The sequence below is a fragment of the Grimontia hollisae CIP 101886 genome (assembly GCF_000176515.1).
In the GTDB taxonomy this organism is placed as follows: Bacteria; Pseudomonadota; Gammaproteobacteria; order Enterobacterales; family Vibrionaceae; genus Enterovibrio; species Enterovibrio hollisae.
Window position 1 is genome coordinate 40,617 of the sequence record NZ_ADAQ01000013.1, and the last position, 18,340, is coordinate 58,956.

The 18,340-nt window shown below is 51.3% G+C and carries 14 protein-coding genes; 12 read left to right on the top strand and 2 right to left on the bottom strand.

Going from position 1 to position 18,340, the window contains the following annotated elements:
• The first annotated feature begins 171 nt into the window (after window positions 1–171).
• Genes lolC through lolE form a run of 3 tightly spaced genes read left to right on the top strand, consistent with a single transcriptional unit; the run spans window position 172 to window position 3,303 of the window.
• A complete protein-coding gene (gene lolC / locus VHA_RS13240; RefSeq protein WP_005505123.1) occupies window positions 172–1,368 on the top strand; it encodes a lipoprotein-releasing ABC transporter permease subunit LolC in 1,197 nt (398 codons plus the stop codon).
• Window positions 1,361–2,062, top strand: a complete 702-nt coding sequence (gene lolD, locus VHA_RS13245) for a lipoprotein-releasing ABC transporter ATP-binding protein LolD (RefSeq protein WP_005505124.1) — start codon at window positions 1,361–1,363, stop codon at window positions 2,060–2,062. The genes lolC and lolD overlap by 8 nt, the downstream gene beginning before the upstream one ends.
• Window positions 2,059–3,303: a lipoprotein-releasing ABC transporter permease subunit LolE gene (lolE, locus tag VHA_RS13250; protein WP_005505125.1), complete on the top strand. Its 1,245-nt coding sequence runs from the start codon at window positions 2,059–2,061 to the stop codon at window positions 3,301–3,303. The genes lolD and lolE overlap by 4 nt, the downstream gene beginning before the upstream one ends.
• A 127-nt stretch (window positions 3,304–3,430) precedes the next feature.
• Here the strand turns inward: lolE and VHA_RS13255 are convergent, their stop codons facing one another.
• Entirely contained in the window at window positions 3,431–3,970 is a 540-nt protein-coding gene (locus VHA_RS13255) for a DUF2062 domain-containing protein (protein WP_005505126.1), read from the bottom strand.
• Window positions 3,971–4,002: 32 nt separating this feature from the next.
• On the opposite strand from VHA_RS13255, the gene VHA_RS13260 reads away from it, so the two are divergent.
• From VHA_RS13260 to kdsB, 5 genes are read left to right on the top strand one after another with little or no spacing between them, the layout of a single operon-like run.
• Entirely contained in the window at window positions 4,003–6,252 is a 2,250-nt protein-coding gene (locus VHA_RS13260; protein ID WP_005505127.1) for a DNA internalization-related competence protein ComEC/Rec2, read from the top strand.
• A gap of 34 nt (window positions 6,253–6,286) precedes the next feature.
• On the top strand, window positions 6,287–8,044 hold the full coding sequence (gene msbA / locus VHA_RS13265; protein ID WP_005505128.1) for a lipid A ABC transporter ATP-binding protein/permease MsbA: 1,758 nt from the start codon (window positions 6,287–6,289) through the stop codon (window positions 8,042–8,044).
• A gap of 3 nt (window positions 8,045–8,047) precedes the next feature.
• Window positions 8,048–9,079 (top strand): tetraacyldisaccharide 4'-kinase, encoded by a 1,032-nt coding sequence (gene lpxK, locus VHA_RS13270; protein ID WP_005505129.1) that lies wholly within the window; start codon window positions 8,048–8,050, stop codon window positions 9,077–9,079.
• Window positions 9,060–9,242: a Trm112 family protein gene (locus tag VHA_RS13275; RefSeq protein ID WP_005505130.1), complete on the top strand. Its 183-nt coding sequence runs from the start codon at window positions 9,060–9,062 to the stop codon at window positions 9,240–9,242. The genes lpxK and VHA_RS13275 overlap by 20 nt, the downstream gene beginning before the upstream one ends.
• A complete protein-coding gene (kdsB, locus tag VHA_RS13280; RefSeq protein ID WP_005505131.1) occupies window positions 9,239–9,991 on the top strand; it encodes a 3-deoxy-manno-octulosonate cytidylyltransferase in 753 nt (250 codons plus the stop codon). The genes VHA_RS13275 and kdsB overlap by 4 nt, the downstream gene beginning before the upstream one ends.
• Window positions 9,992–10,088: 97 nt before the next feature.
• Here kdsB and elyC read toward each other — a convergent pair whose 3' ends face one another.
• Window positions 10,089–10,904 carry an envelope biogenesis factor ElyC gene (elyC, locus tag VHA_RS13285; RefSeq protein ID WP_005505133.1) on the bottom strand — a complete coding sequence of 272 codons (816 nt, stop codon included), beginning with the start codon at window positions 10,902–10,904 and terminating at the stop codon, window positions 10,089–10,091.
• Between the two features lie 113 nt (window positions 10,905–11,017).
• Between elyC and cmoM the strand changes: the two genes are divergently transcribed.
• The 4 genes from cmoM to mukB are packed head-to-tail and all read left to right on the top strand — an operon-like array spanning window position 11,018 to window position 18,312.
• Window positions 11,018–11,800, top strand: coding sequence for a tRNA uridine 5-oxyacetic acid(34) methyltransferase CmoM (gene cmoM, locus VHA_RS13290; protein WP_005505137.1), 783 nt, complete (start codon window positions 11,018–11,020; stop codon window positions 11,798–11,800).
• A 29-nt stretch (window positions 11,801–11,829) separates the two neighbouring features.
• On the top strand, window positions 11,830–13,152 hold the full coding sequence (gene mukF, locus VHA_RS13295) for a chromosome partition protein MukF (protein WP_005505139.1): 1,323 nt from the start codon (window positions 11,830–11,832) through the stop codon (window positions 13,150–13,152).
• On the top strand, window positions 13,133–13,855 hold the full coding sequence (mukE, locus tag VHA_RS13300; RefSeq protein WP_005505141.1) for a chromosome partition protein MukE: 723 nt from the start codon (window positions 13,133–13,135) through the stop codon (window positions 13,853–13,855). Before mukF ends, mukE begins: the two co-directional genes overlap by 20 nt.
• On the top strand, window positions 13,852–18,312 hold the full coding sequence (gene mukB / locus VHA_RS13305; protein WP_005505143.1) for a chromosome partition protein MukB: 4,461 nt from the start codon (window positions 13,852–13,854) through the stop codon (window positions 18,310–18,312). The genes mukE and mukB overlap by 4 nt, the downstream gene beginning before the upstream one ends.
• Window positions 18,313–18,340: the final 28 nt, after the last annotated feature.

Below are 18,340 nucleotides of genomic sequence, written 5' to 3' on the forward strand. Positions count from 1 at the left end.
TTATAGGTATTCAATTTATGGAACGTTTCGTCGCCAAAAGCATCTGATTACCGGGTTCAGCGTGTGGTTTCGTAGCAATTGGCTGACCTTAAAGGTATTCTTCATGCCACAGATTAGTTTCCATTTAGGCTGTGCATAGCGACAGGCTAACAAGGTATTGAGATCTCATTTATGTTTCACCCTTTACCGGTGTTTATCGGAATTCGCTATCTTCGTGGACGCTCAGGGGACAAATTTGGCCGTTTTGTCTCTTACATGTCGACCGCAGGTATTACCATTGGCGTGATGGCGCTTGTCACCGTCCTTTCTGTAATGAATGGGTTTGAGGGGCAACTAAAGCACCGTATCCTTGGTGTGATCCCTCAAGCGATTGTTGTGGGCGATGCGCAGCATGCGCCGGATGTTAACACGCTGGCCAGCCTGGAAGGCGTGACGGATACCGCGCCAATTGTCAGTACTGATGCTGTGGTACAAAGCGCCAAATCTATTTCTGCGGGACGTCTATTGGGTATCGATGCTGGCGGCCATGAGCCGATCCGTGAATTTATGGTCCGTGGCGATTTTAATTCACTGAAACCAGGGAGTTACAATCTGGTTCTGGGGAGAAAAACGGCCAGGGAACTGGATGTTTCAGTCGGCGACAAAGTGCGCGTTATGATCACCAGCGCCAGCCAGTTTACCCCGGTAGGACGCATTCCCTCGCAGCGTAACTTTACGGTAACCGGAATTTATGACACAGCAACGGATGTTGATGCGCAACTGATGTTCGCCAACCTCAATGATGTTGGCCGTCTGATGCGCCTGCCGCGCACACAACCCGCGGACTTGCGTCTGTTTGTTGCTGAACCTTTTGATGTGCCTGAATTGCAAAAAATCGCAGAAAGCATGGGCTATGAATGGTCAGACTGGCGTGTACTGCGGGGTGAGCTTTTTCAGGCAGTCAAAATGGAAAAGAACATGATGGGTCTGATGCTGAGCCTGATTATTCTGGTGGCGGCGTTTAACATCATTTCCGCACTCATTATGGTGGTGATGGAAAAACAATCTGAAGTGGCGATTTTGAAAACCCAGGGGATGCACCATAAAAGTATTGTTGCGCTTTTTGTGGTACAGGGCGCCAGCAGCGGTGTGATTGGTGCGTTGCTGGGAGGCATAGCTGGGTCGTTTCTTGCCTTGAATATTAATGAAATCATGGCCGCATTGAACCTCAGCCTGTTGGGCGGTGGAATGTTGCTCCCGGTTGTGCTCAAGCCTGCTCAAGTCGTTTCTGTCATTATCGGTGCCATTGCACTGAGTCTTCTTGCAACCCTTTTCCCGTCGTTGAAGGCGGCATCCGTTCGTCCAGCCGAGGCGCTTCGTTATGAATAATGCATTATTAACCTGTTCCAATGTCACTAAAACCTATCAGGAAGGGACGCTGGAAACCCATGTTCTGAAAGGTGTATCGTTCTCGATTGAAAAAGGTGAACTGGTCGCCATTGTGGGTGCGTCCGGGTCGGGAAAAAGCACGTTACTGCACATTTTGGGCGCGCTAGATACCCTGACGTCAGGGAATGTCTATTTCGATGGCAAAGACCTGATGACAATGCGTGCTTCTGAACAAGCTACCCTGCGCAATAAAAGCATTGGTTTTATCTATCAGTTCCATCACCTGCTTGCAGATTTCACTGCACTGGAAAATGTTGCCATGCCTTTGATGATTGGTGGTGAAAAACCGGCGGAAGCAAAACGTCGTGCGATGGAAATGCTGGAAGCGGTGGGAATGGGACACCGCGCGGAACACCGTCCTTCTGAGTTGTCTGGTGGCGAACGCCAGCGAGTCGCCATTGCTCGCGCCGTGGTGAACCGACCTGCATTGGTTCTGGCCGATGAACCTACTGGCAACCTGGACCATAAAACTGCGCTCGACATTTATGATTTGATGCGTGAACTCAATAAGGCGTTCAATACCGCGTTTCTGGTGGTCACCCATGATCGCGAACTGGCACAAAAGCTGGATCGCCAGCTGTCGATGCTGGATGGCCAGTTTGTGGAAGCACGGGCAGAGGTTGTGGCGTCATGATAGATTCCCTGGCACTGTTTATCGGGCGTAGATTCAGCAAGGCAAAACGGCGCAACAAGCTGGTGTCGTTTATTTCTGTTTCCTCCATGATCGGGATCTCTGTTGGGGTCATGGTGATTATCGTTGGCCTGTCAGCGATGAATGGTTTTGAACGCGAACTCAATAATCGGGTTTTAGCGGTGATCCCTCATGCGGAATTAGAAGGGGTAGATGCGCCGGTGAAAGCCTGGCAAGAGATGAAAGTCACAGCGGAAGCAAACCCCAAGGTGTCGGCTGGGGCACCGTATGTCACCTTTACTGCATTGCTGGAAAAAGGCGCAAGCCTCAAGCCTGTTCAAATTCGCGGTGTTGATCCCGTGCAGGAAAGCCGAGTCAGTAACATTGGCGACTATGTATTGGATAATGCCTGGTCAACGCTCAAGCCAGGTAGCAACGCCGTTGTGCTTGGAAAAGGCATTGCCGACAACCTGAATGTGGGGGTTGGTGACTGGGTGACGGCGTTGGTGCCATCACCGGATCCGGAACTTAAACTTCGTGCACCACAACGTATCCGGCTTCAGGTTTCCGGGATTTTAAGTTTGGGCGGTCAGGTTGATCACGGTCTGGCATTGGTACCGATTCAGGATGCCCAACAATATCTGGATATGGGGGACGCGGTATCCGGTGTGGCACTGCGGGTGATTGAGCCTCTGGAAGCAAGGGCAATCGTTCGTGAAGTAGGGCAAACGCTGAAAGAATATGTGTACCTCAAAAACTGGACACAAGAATATGGTTTCCTCTATCGCGATATCCAGATGGTGCGTGCCATCATGTATCTGGTGATGGTGCTGGTGATTGGTGTGGCCTGTTTTAACATCGTTTCTACCTTGATGATGGCGGTAAAAGATCGCGCCGCCGATGTGGCTGTGCTCCGGACTATGGGGGCGAAGGACGGTCTTATCCGCGCTATTTTTGTCTGGCACGGATTCCTTTCCGGGTTGATGGGGAGCCTGGTTGGCTCGTTGGCAGGGTGCCTGATTGCGCTGAACCTGACCACGATTGTTGGAGGCATTGAGAAACTGACCGGGCAGGATTTCCTGTCAGGGGACATCTACTTTGTCGATTTTCTCCCCACGCAATTACAAATGACCGATGTGATTCTGGTGTCTGTCACCGCGATTGTATTAAGCCTTCTGGCTACCTGGTATCCGGCACAGCGTGCCTGCAAGCTGCAACCAGCATCAGTATTGAGCGCAAGGTAACAGTGACAATCTCCACGATTACATTTTCGGTTGGAAAGGGCGTTTAACGGCTCGCAACCTGAACCTGAAAGAAAAAACACCCTGCCAAAGCAGGGTATTTTTTAGCCATCTGTTTATTTCGTACTTCTTATTTCTTTTTGAGCGCATTGATTTTTGGCAGGCGTAGGCGGCGTTTTTGCCAGCTTCTCACGACAGAATATCGCCAAATACCCTGTACACCAAAATAGCCGATTAACGCAGATACCACACCACAGACAAAACAGCCCAGAAGGAAAGGGGGGCCAATCTGATTCATCTGGTTAAACAAAAATTCCCACGTCAATTCGAATTGGAAGTGCTGGCTGGGCGCACCCATCAAAAGAGTGCCTACTTTATACGCCCCCCAGAAAATCAACGGCATGGTTATGGGGTTGCTGATCCAGACCAGTGCGACAGAGAGAGGGAGATTGACGCCAAGCAATATAGCGAGACCAGCGGCCATGATCATCTGGCTGGGAAGGGGAACAAAGGCCATAAACAGGCCAACAGCAAAGGCACCAGACGCCGAACGACGGTTCAGGCACCAGAGGTTTGGGTCATAAAGCAGGTTGCCGAAGACGGCGAGTGCCTTTTGTTTCCGGATCACATCGTGTCTGGGGAGAAATTTTTTAATTATTTTTCTTGGCATAGATCTTCAATTCACACGAAACGGCTGCCGACATGAAGGTGATGTTCGGCATCGTAGTGGCTATTGTCTCGCTTAGAGGGTGGCCAGTGCTCCCAGAACCCTTTGTTGTGTTGGGATTTCTTGTTGTCACCCTTGCCCAACGCAAACGCATTTCCCGATTTTTTATCGGTCTTACCATGGGGTGTTTGGTTGCTTTCAGTGCTGCGACACTGCACATGTATAAAATTAGTCACGCGTTAACAGTGACTCAGAATACTACCATAGCAGGCAAAGTTGGCAGCCTTTTTACCGGGGAAAAGCAACAAACAAGTGTAATCTTTGATGTCGACACGGTGAATGGGCAAAAACTAACCCTATTTGAACAGTTCAGGATCCGGCTGTACTGGCGCAGTGAATCACCGGTAAAGCAAGGGCAGCGATGGGAAATCACTGCCCGGGTCAGGGAACCTTATGGCAGGGTAAACGAAGCGGGTTTTGATGCTGAGACCTATTTTCTGTCCAAGCACATTCATGCTAAAGGTTCTGTGCTCTCGGCCCGGTTACGTGATGGAACGGTTTCTGTCAGGCAATCTTTGTTTGACCGTGTACGGCCAACGCTTAATGCCTTTGAAAACGGCAGGTTTCTGATCGCGCTGACCTTTGGTGAAAGGGACTTGCTGACAAGCGAGGACTGGACAAAACTACAAAACAGCGGGTTGGCCCACCTTCTTGCTATTTCAGGTCTTCATATCGGTCTTGCATTCTTTTTCGGTTACACTGTCACAAAATGGTTAAGGCCATTTCTTACCCCATTAGACCATGGTTTATGGATCCCCTCTTTTGTGGGTCTATTAACGGCGGTGTGTTATGCCTGGCTCGCTGGCTTCAGCCTCACCTCGCTGCGGGCACTGGTTGCTTTGTCCGTTTACACAGCAATCAGGTTATCCGGTTACAGCGTGAGCCCTTTCAATACATTGTTATTGGTGTTAACCGTTGTTCTGGTGATTGATCCGCTTTCCGTTTTCTCCATCAGTTTCTGGCTGTCATTTGGTGCGGTTTTCGTGCTTTGTATGATGACCTTTTCCGGACAAATGAATAACGCTGAAGGTATCCGGGGTTACATCTGGCAACTGTTCAGAATGCAATGTTATTTGTTGGTTGGGATGCTGCCGGTGATGTGGGTATGGTTTGGTGGTGTCAGTTTCTTATCCCTGTTTTCTAATCTGATAGCGGTGCCCATCGTCAGCTTACTGACGGTGCCTTTGATACTGATAGCGCTGGTAATGGAATGGTTTCCCGTTGCCCAACTGTTCTGGCAAATGGCGGATATGTCACTGTGGCCGATCACCCAAATACTGGACAAGGCTAATATGGGCTGGCTGGATATCCAGAATATTCCGTTGACATTCATTCTGGCCGTGATGGTGATCCTTTACGGGCTGACGACATTCAAGCTAATTCGGATCCCGGTGCTGGGGGCTGTTGCGTTGCTCACCTTAGTGTCATGGCGGCATCCTAAAATCTCCCCGGACAGTTGGCGGTTGGATGTGTTTGATGTCGGGCACGGCCTCGCTGTTCTGATTGAAAAGAATCACCACGCGATACTTTATGACACGGGCGCAGCATGGCAATCCGGTACGATTGCCCAATCCGTACTTGAGCCGGTGCTATCCCGTCGCAGGACATCACTGGATGGTTTGATATTGAGCCATAGCGACAATGATCACGCCGGTGGTGCTTCATGGGTCATTGAGCACCTTGAGCCTGCATGGGTGAGGAGCGGGGAAATTTCTGCGGACTATCTGCCGTGTCTGGCAGGGGAGAGCTGGGCATGGCAGGGATTGAGGTTTGAAGTGTTATCCCCCGGCATGCTCCGCAACGATGCCAGAAATGAGGATTCCTGCGTGATTCGGGTATCCGACGGCCAACATTCGGTGCTGTTAACGGGTGATCTGCCAAAAGCGCAGGAAAACGGGTTGGTAGACAAAACTATTGAAGTACGTGCGGATGTGCTGATCGTTCCCCATCATGGCAGCAAGACATCGTCATCGCCGTCATTTCTTGATGCCGTAAACCCCCATGTAGCGATTGCATCCACCGGGCGTTATACACCCTGGAACTTGCCTAATCCCGGTGTTGTCGACAGGTATCATGAACGTAAAATTTCTTGGTATGAAACCGGACAACATGGTCAGGTAGGTGTACATTTCTCAAACAAGGGGTGGTGGGTAAGTAGCCAACGTCTTGATCTCGAGCCTTTTTGGTACAGGAAGATGTTTGGACCACCCCAAATAAAAGAGTAGAATGCCGCTACTTGCAAGAAGATAAGCCAATAAAATGTCATCAAACTACCAAGATAAAACCACCTGGGAAACCTTCAAACAGCTTTGGCCATACATTTCAAATTACAAAATAGGTCTGGTGGTTGCCGTCATCGCACTGGTTGTGAATGCGGCGAGTGACACATTGATGGTGTCTATGCTTAAGCCACTTCTCGACGAAGGCTTTACGTATGATGCCGTCGACAGTGATTTTCTTACATGGATGCCGCTGTATCTCGTTGGCCTGATGTTGGTGCGCGGTATTTCAAGCTTTGTTTCTGCATATGGTCTTTCCTGGGTATCCGGCAATGTCGTGATGACGATGCGTCGCCGTATGTTCAACCATTTCATGAAAATGCCGGTCAGTTTCTTTGATAAAGAATCATCCGGTGCGCTGCTTTCCCGCATTACCTATGATTCAGAACAGGTAGCCAATGCCACCAGTGGTGCCTTAGTCAGTCTGGTACGTGAGGGGGCGTCTATCATTGGCTTGATGATCCTGATGTTTTATAACAGCTGGCAGCTTTCGGCGATCTTGTTGATCATTGCTCCCATTGTGGCTATTGCCATCCGCGTTGTCTCCAAACGGTTCCGCCAAATTTCATCCAACATGCAGGAAGCGATGGGATCGGTGACTTCTTCAGCAGAACAAATGCTGAAAGGCCATAAGGTAGTGCTGAGTTTTGGTGGACAGGATGTCGAAAAAACACGTTTTGAAGAAGTGTCTAACCGCATGCGCCAGCAAACCATGAAGCTGGTATCGGCACAGGCGATTGCGAACCCGGTTATTCAGTTGATTGCGTCTTTTGCGCTGGTGGCTGTTCTGGTTCTGGCAAATACCGATGCTATCCGCAGTGAATTGAGCGCAGGTACGTTTGCGGTTGTCTTCGCCGCCATGTTTGGAATGATGCGCCCCCTCAAAGCGCTGACGAATGTCACATCCCAGTTCCAGCGTGGTATGGCAGCGTGTAATAGCCTGTTCGAACTGATGGAAATGGACACCGAGAAAGACAACGGCAAACACGTTGCAGAGCGCGTGAAAGGCGACATTAAAGTGAATGATGTTGTGTTCACCTATCCAACCAAAGATGCGCCGGCGCTGAACCACGTGACCTTTGATTTACCAGCAGGAAAAACACTGGCTCTGGTGGGCCGTTCCGGTTCGGGTAAGAGTACCATTGCCAATCTGCTGACCCGCTTTTACGACATCGATAGCGGTGAGATCTTAATCGATGGCGTAAAAATTGAAGATTACACCCTGAGTAACCTGCGTGAGCAGGTGGCGATTGTTTCCCAGAACGTGCACCTGTTTAATGACACCATTGCCAACAACATCGCGTATGCCGCAGAAGACAAATACACCCGTGAAGAGATCGAACGGGCGGCAGATTTGGCTTACGCTTCTGACTTTATCCGCAGTATGGATAACGGTTTTGATACGGTGATCGGCGAAAATGGCGTGAGTCTGTCTGGCGGTCAGCGCCAGCGAATTGCCATAGCCCGCGCACTGTTGCGTGACGCGCCGGTATTGATTCTTGACGAAGCGACATCGGCACTGGATACCGAATCTGAGCGCGCTATTCAGGCGGCGTTGGATGAACTCCAGAAAGATCGTACTGTACTGGTGATTGCACACCGACTTTCAACTATCGAAAACGCCGATCAAATTCTGGTGGTTGATGAGGGTGAAATTGTTGAGCGTGGTACTCACGCTGAGTTGCTCGCGAAAGAAGGTGCTTACGCCCAGTTGCACCGCATCCAGTTTGGAGAATAAGGCTTGGCAGGGCTGGTCGAAAAAATCTGGTTTGACAACCACCCGCTAGGTTGGATTGGGGCGCCACTCCTGTGGCCTCTCAGCAAGCTGTTTGGCGCGATTGCGAAAAAGCGCCGGGCAGCATATCTTGCTGGAACCAATGGCGCGTACAAAGCCCCTGTGCCTGTGATTGTGGTGGGTAACATCACCGTCGGTGGGAACGGTAAAACACCGGTGGTGGTTTGGCTGGTTGAACAGCTGAAAGCCAAGGGTTTTAATCCCGGTGTGGTGTCCCGCGGCTACGGTGGCAAGGCAGGCAGTTATCCATTTATTGTCGATGAAAACACAGGCACTGAGCAGGCGGGGGATGAGCCAGTGCTGATTTATCAGCGTACCCAGGCCCCTGTTGCTATCTCACCTGTCCGCAGCGATGCCGTCAAAGCGTTACTGCCATTGGGAGTCGACATTGTTATCACTGACGATGGCCTCCAACATTACAAACTGGGCCGTGACATCGAATTTGTGATTGTTGATGGCGAGCGTCGTTTCGGGAATGGGCATTACATGCCGTTAGGCCCGCTCCGTGAACAAACCGACAGATTAAGCAGCGTTGATTTTGTGGTTTGTAACGGCGGTGAGGCACACGCCGGCGAAGTGGCGATGACGCTAAAGCCTGCGAAATTCATCAACCTCAAAACCGGCGAACGGGTTTCAGCACAATCACTCAAAGCACCGGTTGCTTTTGCTGGCATTGGCAACCCCCAGCGCTTTTTTAATACGCTCCAGACGTTAGGTATCAACCCGGTGCATTGCGAGCCTTTTGCCGATCATAAAGCGTTTGAGTATGCGCAATTGGACGTGCTGGCAAAGAAAGGCCAGAATTTGCTGATGACCGAGAAAGACGCCGTGAAATGCCGTGCTTTTATCAACCAGCACCCAGAGATTGAAAATTGGTGGTATTTGCCAGTAGATGCTGTGTTCAGCGACGCAGATACGGCCAACATTTTAAACAACATCATGAAAGTGAAGGATGGATATGGATCACCGACTGCTTGAAATCGTGGCTTGCCCTGCGTGCAAGGGAAAGCTCAACTATAACAAAGAAAAAAACGAGTTGGTCTGCAAGTTTGACCGCCTGGCGTATCCGATCCGTGAAGGCATTCCTGTCATGCTGACCACAGAAGCGCGCGAAATGTCTTCTGACGAGGTTAAACAATGAGATTCACCGTGGTGATCCCGGCGCGGTATGCATCGAGCCGTTTACCGGCAAAACCCCTGGTCGATATCGGCGGAAAACCCATGATCCAGTGGGTGTATGAGCAGGCCATTAAATCCGGTGCAGAACGGGTCATTATCGCGACTGACGACCAGCGCATTGTGGATGCGGCTAATGCTTTTGGTGGTGAAGTGTGCATGACGCGGGAGGATCACCAGTCGGGTACCGAGCGCTTGGCGGAAGTGGTTGAGAAATACGGTCTTGAGGCCGACGAGATCATCGTCAACGTGCAGGGTGACGAGCCGCTTATTCCGCCCAGTGTGATCCGTCAGGTGGCAGAAAACCTGGCGCGCAGCGATGCCCCCATGTCGACGCTGGCGGTGAATATCGATCACCAGGATGAAGTGTTCAACCCTAATGCTGTTAAAGTGGTCACGGATAAAGATGGCTACGCACTATACTTCAGCCGTGCCACTATCCCCTGGGATCGTGACAACTTTGCCAAAGTACCGGCGGAAATTCACCAAAACCTGAAGCGTCATATTGGTATCTACGGCTACCGTGCCGGCTTTATCAAGACGTATATCAACTGGGCGCCCAGTCCGATTGAACACATTGAGTGCCTCGAACAGCTCCGCGTACTCTGGTATGGCGAGAAGATCCATGTTGATGTGGCGGTTGAAGCGCCACCACCTGGGGTAGATACGCCGGAAGATTTAGACGTAGTAAGAAAGTGGGTTGCTTCCCAGTAAGCCTCAGCGACCACGGATAAGAACAACGCCCCTCAAATGAACTGCCCCCAATAGTTGGACAACCAATTATTGGGGGGCTTTTTATGTCCATGACAGTTTATTCACCCGATGAGGGAGATGTCACAGGATCGCCTTGCATTACCGCTTCTTGCTGTGAGACTTTGTCACGAAGACGTTGCCAGATCTGTCCCAGATTTTCTTGCCAGTAGCGTTCAAACTGCTCAAGGTACTGCGCCCGTGGCCCATATTTAATCCAAGGCTGGCGGATCTCTTTTTGCGCCATAAAGTTGGTGGGGGCCGGGATGGGATTCAAACCTGCGTTTTGAAACTCATATACGGCACGTGGCATATGATTGGCGGAGGTCACCAGTACCAAATTGCTGTCACCGACCACAGATGCTGCCTGAAATGCTTCTTCCCACGTATCTTTGGCGGTTTCCAGCAGCAGAATGTTGTTCTTGTTAACCCCCATCGCCAGCGCGACACGCGCCAACATACGGGCGTGACTGACTTCATAACCACCATCGTAGCCTGACAGGATCAATTTGGAGGTCGGGTACATAAAGTGAATGCGGATACCTTCCATCAATCTCATCAAAGCCACACGTGACAATTCTGATGTGGGGGGAAGCTCATCATCAACAACATGCCCGTGGCCCAGTACCATCACATAGTCAACCGGCTCTTTCGTTGGTAGGAAAGGTTGATATTGTCTTTCGAGTTTGATCAGCAGTGACGATGTGAATGGTTGGAAAGACGTGAGGAAGATTAACAGCAACGAAACAAAAACCAAAAAAGAGCCGAAGCCTTTTCGCTGCGTAAACCAGATCAGAAAGAGGCCGAAGAATCCAATAAGCAGTAGCGCAGGCAAGGGCATCAGTAAAGTTGATATGAGTTTTTTTAGTTCAAACATGAAATGTCGCCCGAAATATAGTCAAACAGGGGTCAGAAAGTGCATCAGGCCTTTATTAACGGCAGCCTTGTGCGAAAATAACCCCCTTAGCAGACAATGATAACGAAGGCACTGTGACAGAGGATAGAAATTTCGACGACATTGCCCACAAATTTGTTAAAAACATCTATGGCTCAGGCAAAGGAGAAATCCGCCAAGCCGTTGTTTGGCAAGATCTCGAATCCATACTTAACCGTTTGGGCGAAGCCAGTTCACTAGACATTTTGGACGCTGGAGGCGGTTTGGCGCAGTTATCGCAACAAATCGCACGTCGGGGGCACAACGTCACCTTGTGTGATCTTTCTTCACAGATGCTCGCTCTGGCGGAAAAAGGCATCGAAGAAGCGGGCCTTCTGCCGCAATATCGCTTCGTGCATGCGCCGGTGCAGGAAATCGCACGGCATGTTGATAAACAGTTCGATTTGATGCTTTTCCATGCTGTGATGGAATGGCTTGCGGAGCCACGTCACGCGCTGGATGTTGTATTGTCACAAGTTAAGCCGGGCGGTGTTGCGTCAGTCATGTTCTACAACCAAAATGGCCTGCTGTTTAAAAACCTTATTTGCGGCAACCTGACCCATGTAGAAGAAGGCATGCCGTATCGTAAACGCTTTAAACTCCAACCTCAGAAAGGTCTCCAGCCGGAAGACGTTTACCAATGGATAGAAGAAGCAGGTTTTACTATTTTGGGGAAAAGTGGTGTCCGCACGTTCCATGACTATATGAAAGACACAAGAACGGGTGAATTTACCTTTGAACAGGTCGTGGCGATGGAGCAGAAGCTCTGCCGCCAGGAACCCTTTATCTCGTTGGGCCGCTACATTCACGTGTACGCGCAGCGTCCCCTCGAAGCATAACGATTATAAGTAGACAACAAGGAAAACGGATGAGCGAATTCTCTCAGACTGTTCCTGAGTTGGTCGGTTGGGTGAAAACGAACGATTTCTCTCTCAATCTACCGCCGGAACGGCTGGCATTTCTCCTTGCCGTTGCTGTGCTCAGCAGCGAGCGCTATGAGGAGGAGCTAGGGGAAGGGGAACTGATTGATGCATTCCGTATCGTCAGTGACCAATTCGATCAAGCTAGCGAAACCATCGCGTTCCGCGCGAACAATGCCATCAACGACTTGGTACGCAGTCGCCTGCTGAGCCGTTTCACCAGTGAAATGACAGACGGCGCGAGTATTTACCGCCTCACGCCGTTGGCGCTGGGGATTAGCGATTATTATGCGCGTCATCGTGAGTACAGCTCCCTGAAATTGTCAATTCAACTGTCTATGGTCGCAGATGAGATTGATAAAGCGCTGGGTGCCGCCGAAGAAAACGGTGATGCAGAGTTCTGGCGAAAAAATGTTTACGGCGTGTTGAAGTATTCTGTGGCGGAAATCTTCGATCGTATCGATTTGAATCAGCGCACCATGGATGAACAACAGCAGAAAGTGAAAGACGATATTGCAGCACTGCTGAATCAGGATTGGCAGGCCGCCATTGCCAATTGTGAGCATCTCCTGAACGAAACCTCCAGTACATTGCGTGAACTCCAGGACACCCTGCAATCCGCGGGAGACCAATTGCAATCCCAGTTGTTGAACATTCAAGAGCAGGTTCAGGGTCGTGATGATCTGGAGTTTGTTGATGCGATGATCTACAGCCTGCAAATGAAGCTGGATCGGATTGTGAACTGGGGTCAGCAGGCGATTGACCTGTGGATCGGTTATGACCGTCACGTACACAAATTTATTCGTAATGCCATCGACATGGACAAGAACCGTGCGTTCAGCCAGCGCTTGCGCCAGTCGGTGACAGAATATTTTGATAACCCATGGTTCCTGACGTTTGCTGATGCAGAGCGTCTGCGCGATATGCGCGACGAGGCTCTGGTGCTTCGCGACGATGAAGTGACAGGCGAAATGCCGGCAGAGGTTGAATTTGAGGAACTGACACTGGTTAACGACCAATTGAGTGACCAAATTGCAGACATGCTTTCCCGACACCGCGCAACAGGTGAAGGCATTGATTTGGGCGTGGTACTGAAAAACTATCTGGCTCAACACCCAAGAGCCCGCCATTTCGATTTAGCGAGACTCGTGATCAACCAGGCGGTTCGCCTCGGTTATTCGCAGTCTGATATGAATGCAATCCAGCCGGACTGGCAGGCAATTAACGATTATGGAGCCAAGGTACAAGCAAATGTCATCGATAAATATTGAAGAATTTATGCCGGAAGAATTGGCCAAGGCGATTGCCAATCCGTTGTTTCCGGCGTTGGATAGTGCATTGCGTGCTGGCCGCCATATTGCCAGCGAAGATTTGGACAATCACGCCTACCTGATTGAGTTTGAAACGCCCCTGCAGCATTTCTACCAGCGCTACAACACGGAACTGGTTCGTGCGCCGGAAGGTTTCTTTTACTTGCGACCTCGTTCGACGTCACTGATTGGCCGCAGTGTACTGTCAGAGCTCGACATGCTGGTGGGCAAGGTGTTGTGTTTCCTGTACCTAAGCCCGGAGCGGTTGGCACAGGAAGGGATTTTTACCACCCAGGAGCTGTTTGACGAGCTGCTGACACTGGCAGACGAAAAGAAACTGATGAAACTGGTGACACTGCGTGCGTCAGGTTCAGATCTTGATCGTGAAAAACTGTTCGACAAAGTGAAGACCTCCCTGCGCCGTCTTCGCCGTATCGGCATGATTGTGCCTATTGGTGAAAATGGGAAATTCCGCGTCAGCGAAGCGACCTTCCGTTTTGGTGCGGATGTGCGTGCTGGCGATGATATCCGTGAGGCGCAGCTTCGCCTGATCCGCGACGGTGAAGCGGTGATCCACCCGCAAGAACACGTGCAAACCAGTCTACTAAAAGATGAAGAGTTCGATGAAGAAAGTACAGAGCACGATCAGGAGGCGCAGGCATGACCCAACGCGGTAAATTTCAATCGCTGACCATGGTCAACTGGAACGGTTTCTTTGCCCGTACGTTTGACATTGATAATCTGGTCACAACCCTTTCCGGCGGTAACGGCGCAGGTAAATCCACTACCATGGCGGCGTTCATCACAGCCATGATCCCAGACCAAAGCCTGCTGCACTTTCGTAACACCACCGAAGCCGGAAGCTCGTCTGCGTCACGTGATAAAGGCCTGCACGGTAAACTGAAGCCGGGCGCCTGTTATGCGGCGCTGGATGTGGTCAACTCACGTAACCAGCGCATCCTGTTTGGTGTGCGTTTGCAGCAGGTTGCTGGCCGTGACAAGAAAGTGGATATCAAGCCCTTCATCGTTCAGGGTTTGCCTTCAGGCGTGAAGCCAACAGATATCCTGATTGAGAATGTGTCCGCTAATCAGGTGCGTGTTCGTCAACTGAATGAAGTGAAAGACGCACTGGCGGACTACGACACGGCACATTTCAAGGCGTTCAGTTCCGTCACCGACTATCATGCGCAGATGTTTGAATTCGGCGCACTGCCGAAGAAATTGCGTAACAGCAGTGACCGCTCCAAGTTCTATCGCCTGATTGAAGCTTCGCTGTATGGGGGCATTTCAAGCGCTATCACCAAGTCTCTGCGTGACTACCTGCTGCCTCAAAACGGCGGTGTGAAGAAAGCCTTCCAGGACATGGAAGTGGCGCTTCGCGAAAACCGTATGACGCTGGAAGCGATCAAGCTGACCCAACGTGACCGTGACCTGTTTAAACACCTGATCACTGAGTCCACCAACTATGTTGCGTCAGACTATATGCGCCATGCCAACGAGCGTCGTAAGAAGCTTGAGCTGGCCCTGCAACGCCGTGGTGAGCTGCTTGGCTCCCGTCGCCAGTTGGATGATTTCCAAGCTACATTCGGTCGTATGACTGATGAGCTGGATGCCTTGACCGAAAGCCAGACTCATCTGGAGCAAGACTATCAGGCGGCATCGGATCACCTGCAACTGGTGCAGACAGCGGTGCGCCAACAAGAGAAAGTGGAACGCTACCAGGAAGATCTCGAAGAGCTGGCAGTCCGCCTTGAAGAGCAGATGATGGTGGTGGAAGAAGCCACTGAACAGCTCAGCATGGCAGAAGAGCAGGCGCACCTCAGCGAAGAGGAAGTGGACAGTCTGAAAACTCAGTTGGCAGATTACCAGCAAGCGCTGGACATGCAGCAAACCCGTGCACTGCAATACCAACAGGCGGTTAAAGCACTGGAAAAAGCCCGTGAGCTGACAGGCAATGATGCGCTTTCTCAAGAGAATGCCGCTGAATATCTGGCGTCACTGAAGGCGAAGGAAGACGCGCAAACGTCTGAGCTTCTCAGCCTCAAGCACAAGCTGGATTTGTCTTCTGCTGCCGCGAAACAGTTTGAGCGTGGTCTTGAGCTGGTTCGCAGCATTGCTGGCGAAGTCAGCCGTTCTGATGCCGGTGAGAAAGCGCGTGAAGTGATTGCCAAAGGCCGCGAATTTGCCAACCTAGCGGCGAATGCTGAACAGCTGACTTCACAACATCGCGATCTCGAACGTCAGATGCGCAGTCTCCAGCAAGCAAAAACCCTGTCTGAGCAATACCAGCGCCAGTTCAATGAAACTGTCACTTCGGAAGAAGCGGTAGAGCTGGAAATGGCACGCCAGCAGGCGCGTTTGGAATCAGCGGAAGACGCAGTGGGCGAGCAAGCCGAGAAAGTTCGTGAACTGCAACGCCGTGAAAATGACATCAACGCAAAAGCTGCCCAGTTTGAAAAAGTGGCACCAGCCTGGATTGCCGCTCAGGAAGCACTGGAAAAGCTTGCCGAGCAAACCGGCGAAGAGCTTTACGACAGTCAGGCGGTGCTGGATACCATGCAGCGCGTGATGGCGGATGAGCGTGAAACCATCACCACCCGCGACAAGCTGCAAGCCGAGAAACAGGCGCTGGAAGCAGAAATCGAACGTCTGGCACAACCAGGCGGCAGCGATGATGCGCGTCTGCAATCTCTGGCGGACACCTTGGGCGGTACGCTGCTGTCAGAAATCTACGATGACATTACCCTCGATGACGCACCGTATTTCTCAGCACTTTATGGTCCTGCACGCCACGCGATTGTGGTGCCGGACCTGAAAGGTATTAAAGACAAGCTGTTGGATCTGGATGACTGCCCGGAAGATCTGTACATCATTGAAGGGGATGCAGACGGCTTTGATGACAGCGTGTTTGACGTTGAAGAACTGGAAGATGCGGTTTGTGTTCATCTCAATGACCGCCAGCTTCGTTATTCACGTTTCCCGAAAATTCCGCTGTTTGGTCGTGCGGCGCGTGAGCATCGTTTAGAAACCCTGCGTGAAAAACGTGAAGAACTGGTCGAGAACTACGCCAAAGCTTCGTTTGATGCCCAGAAGCTCCAGCGACTGACCCAAAGCTTCAACCAGTTCGTGTCTAACCACATGAATGTGGCGTTCAACGAAGACCCGGAAGCGGCGCTGAAAGATCTGCGCGAGCAACGGAGCAACGTCCAGCGCCAACTGGCACAACTGCGTGAAAGCGAACAACAGGTTCGCAGCCAGTTAACCGGTGCAAAAGAAGCGATTGCATTGTTAAACAAGCTCCAGCACGTCGTGAACGCGCTGGAAGATGACACGTTGGAAGCGCGTCTGGAGGAAGTGGAAGCTCGCCTGTCTCAGGCAGACGAAGCGCGTCACTTCACCCGTGAACACGGCAAAGCGCTGGCGGAGCTGGAGAATCTGGTTTCAACACTGGACGCAGACCCAGAGCAGTTCGATGCCTTGAGCGCAGCCTATCTTCAGGCAGACGAAACCCTGCAAACACTGAAAAAGACACTGTTTGCCTTGTCTGATCTGGTTGAGCGCCGTCACCACTTTGGTTATGCCGATGCGGTAGCGCTGCTGGATAAAAGCAGTGAGCTGAACGAGCAGCTGAAAGCGAAACTGGTTGATGCAGAACGTGCGCGTACCCGTTCACGTGAACAGGTGAAGCAGGTGCGTGAGCAAGTGAACCAGTACAATCAGGTGCTGATCTCCCTGAAGAGCTCGCATCAGGCGAAACAGGAAACTGTTGCGGAATTCAAACGTGAGCTGGCAGAACTGGGTGTCCGTGCCGACGTTGAGGCAGAAGAGCGCGCACGTATCCGCCGTGACGAACTGAATGCCCAGCTTTCCCAGTCCCGCAACCGTAAGAGCGAGCTGGAGAAAGGCCTGACCTCGATTGAGCTGGAGATGAAATCTCTGGTGAAAACGCTGAAAAAAGCAGGCAAGGAATACACCGATCTGCGTACCTTTGTGGTCAACGCAAAAGCGGGCTGGATGGATGTGCTGAAAATTGCCCGCAGCAGCAACGTAGAGAAGCAACTGAATCGTCGTGAAATGGCGTACATGTCTGCCGAAGAACTGCGTTCGCTGTCGGATAAGTCACTGGGAGCGCTGCGTCTGGCGGTGGCGGACAATGAAACCCTGCGTGATGCCCTGCGTGCTTCTGAAGACATAGCAAGACCAGAGCGCAAGGTGCTGTTCTATGTTGCGGTTTACCAGCACCTGCGTGAGCGTATCCGTCACGATATCATTCGTACTGACGATCCGGTCGAAGCGATTGAAGAGATGGAAGTCGAGCTTGCACGCCTGACCGAAGAACTGACCCAGCGTGAGAAACGTCTGGCAATCAGCTCTGAGTCGGTGGCCAACATCATCCGTAAGACGATTCAGCGCGAGCAAAACCGTATCCGCCTGTTGAACCAAGGCTTATCCAACATCGCCTTTGGTCAGGTGAAAGGGGTGCGCCTGAATGTCTCTATCCGCGAAACCCATGCACAGCTACTTGAAGGACTGGCGGAGAAAGCGGAGCAGCATCAGGACTTGTTTGGTAACAACCGCCTGACCTTCTCGGAAGCGATGGCTAAACTGTTCCAGCGTCTGAACCCGCATATCGATCTGGGTCAGCGTTCGCCGCAGGTTCTCGGTGAAGAGCTTCTGGATTACCGCAATTATCTGGAGCTGGGTATCGAAGTAAACCGTGGTACAGACGGTTGGTTGCAGGCAGAGTCCGGCGCACTGTCAACCGGTGAGGCGATCGGTACCGGCCAGGCTATCCTGCTGATGGTGGTACAGAGCTGGGAAGAAGAGTCCCGACGCTTACGTGGTAAGGATGTTATTCCTTGCCGTCTGCTGTTCCTTGATGAGGCGGCACGTCTGGATGCAAAATCAATCTCGACCCTGTTCGAGCTTTGTCACCGTCTGGATATGCAGCTTCTGATTGCTGCGCCTGAAAATATCAGTCCGGAGCAGGGTACTACCTATAAGCTGGTACGTAAGATCTTTAACGATAAAGAGCACGTACACGTTGTTGGGTTGCGGGGCTTCGGTGACATGGCGAAAACCAGCAGTCCGATTCAGGAATCGTTGGAAATCGCAGAGTAACGGATAACACCCAAAGTTGAGGCCAGCA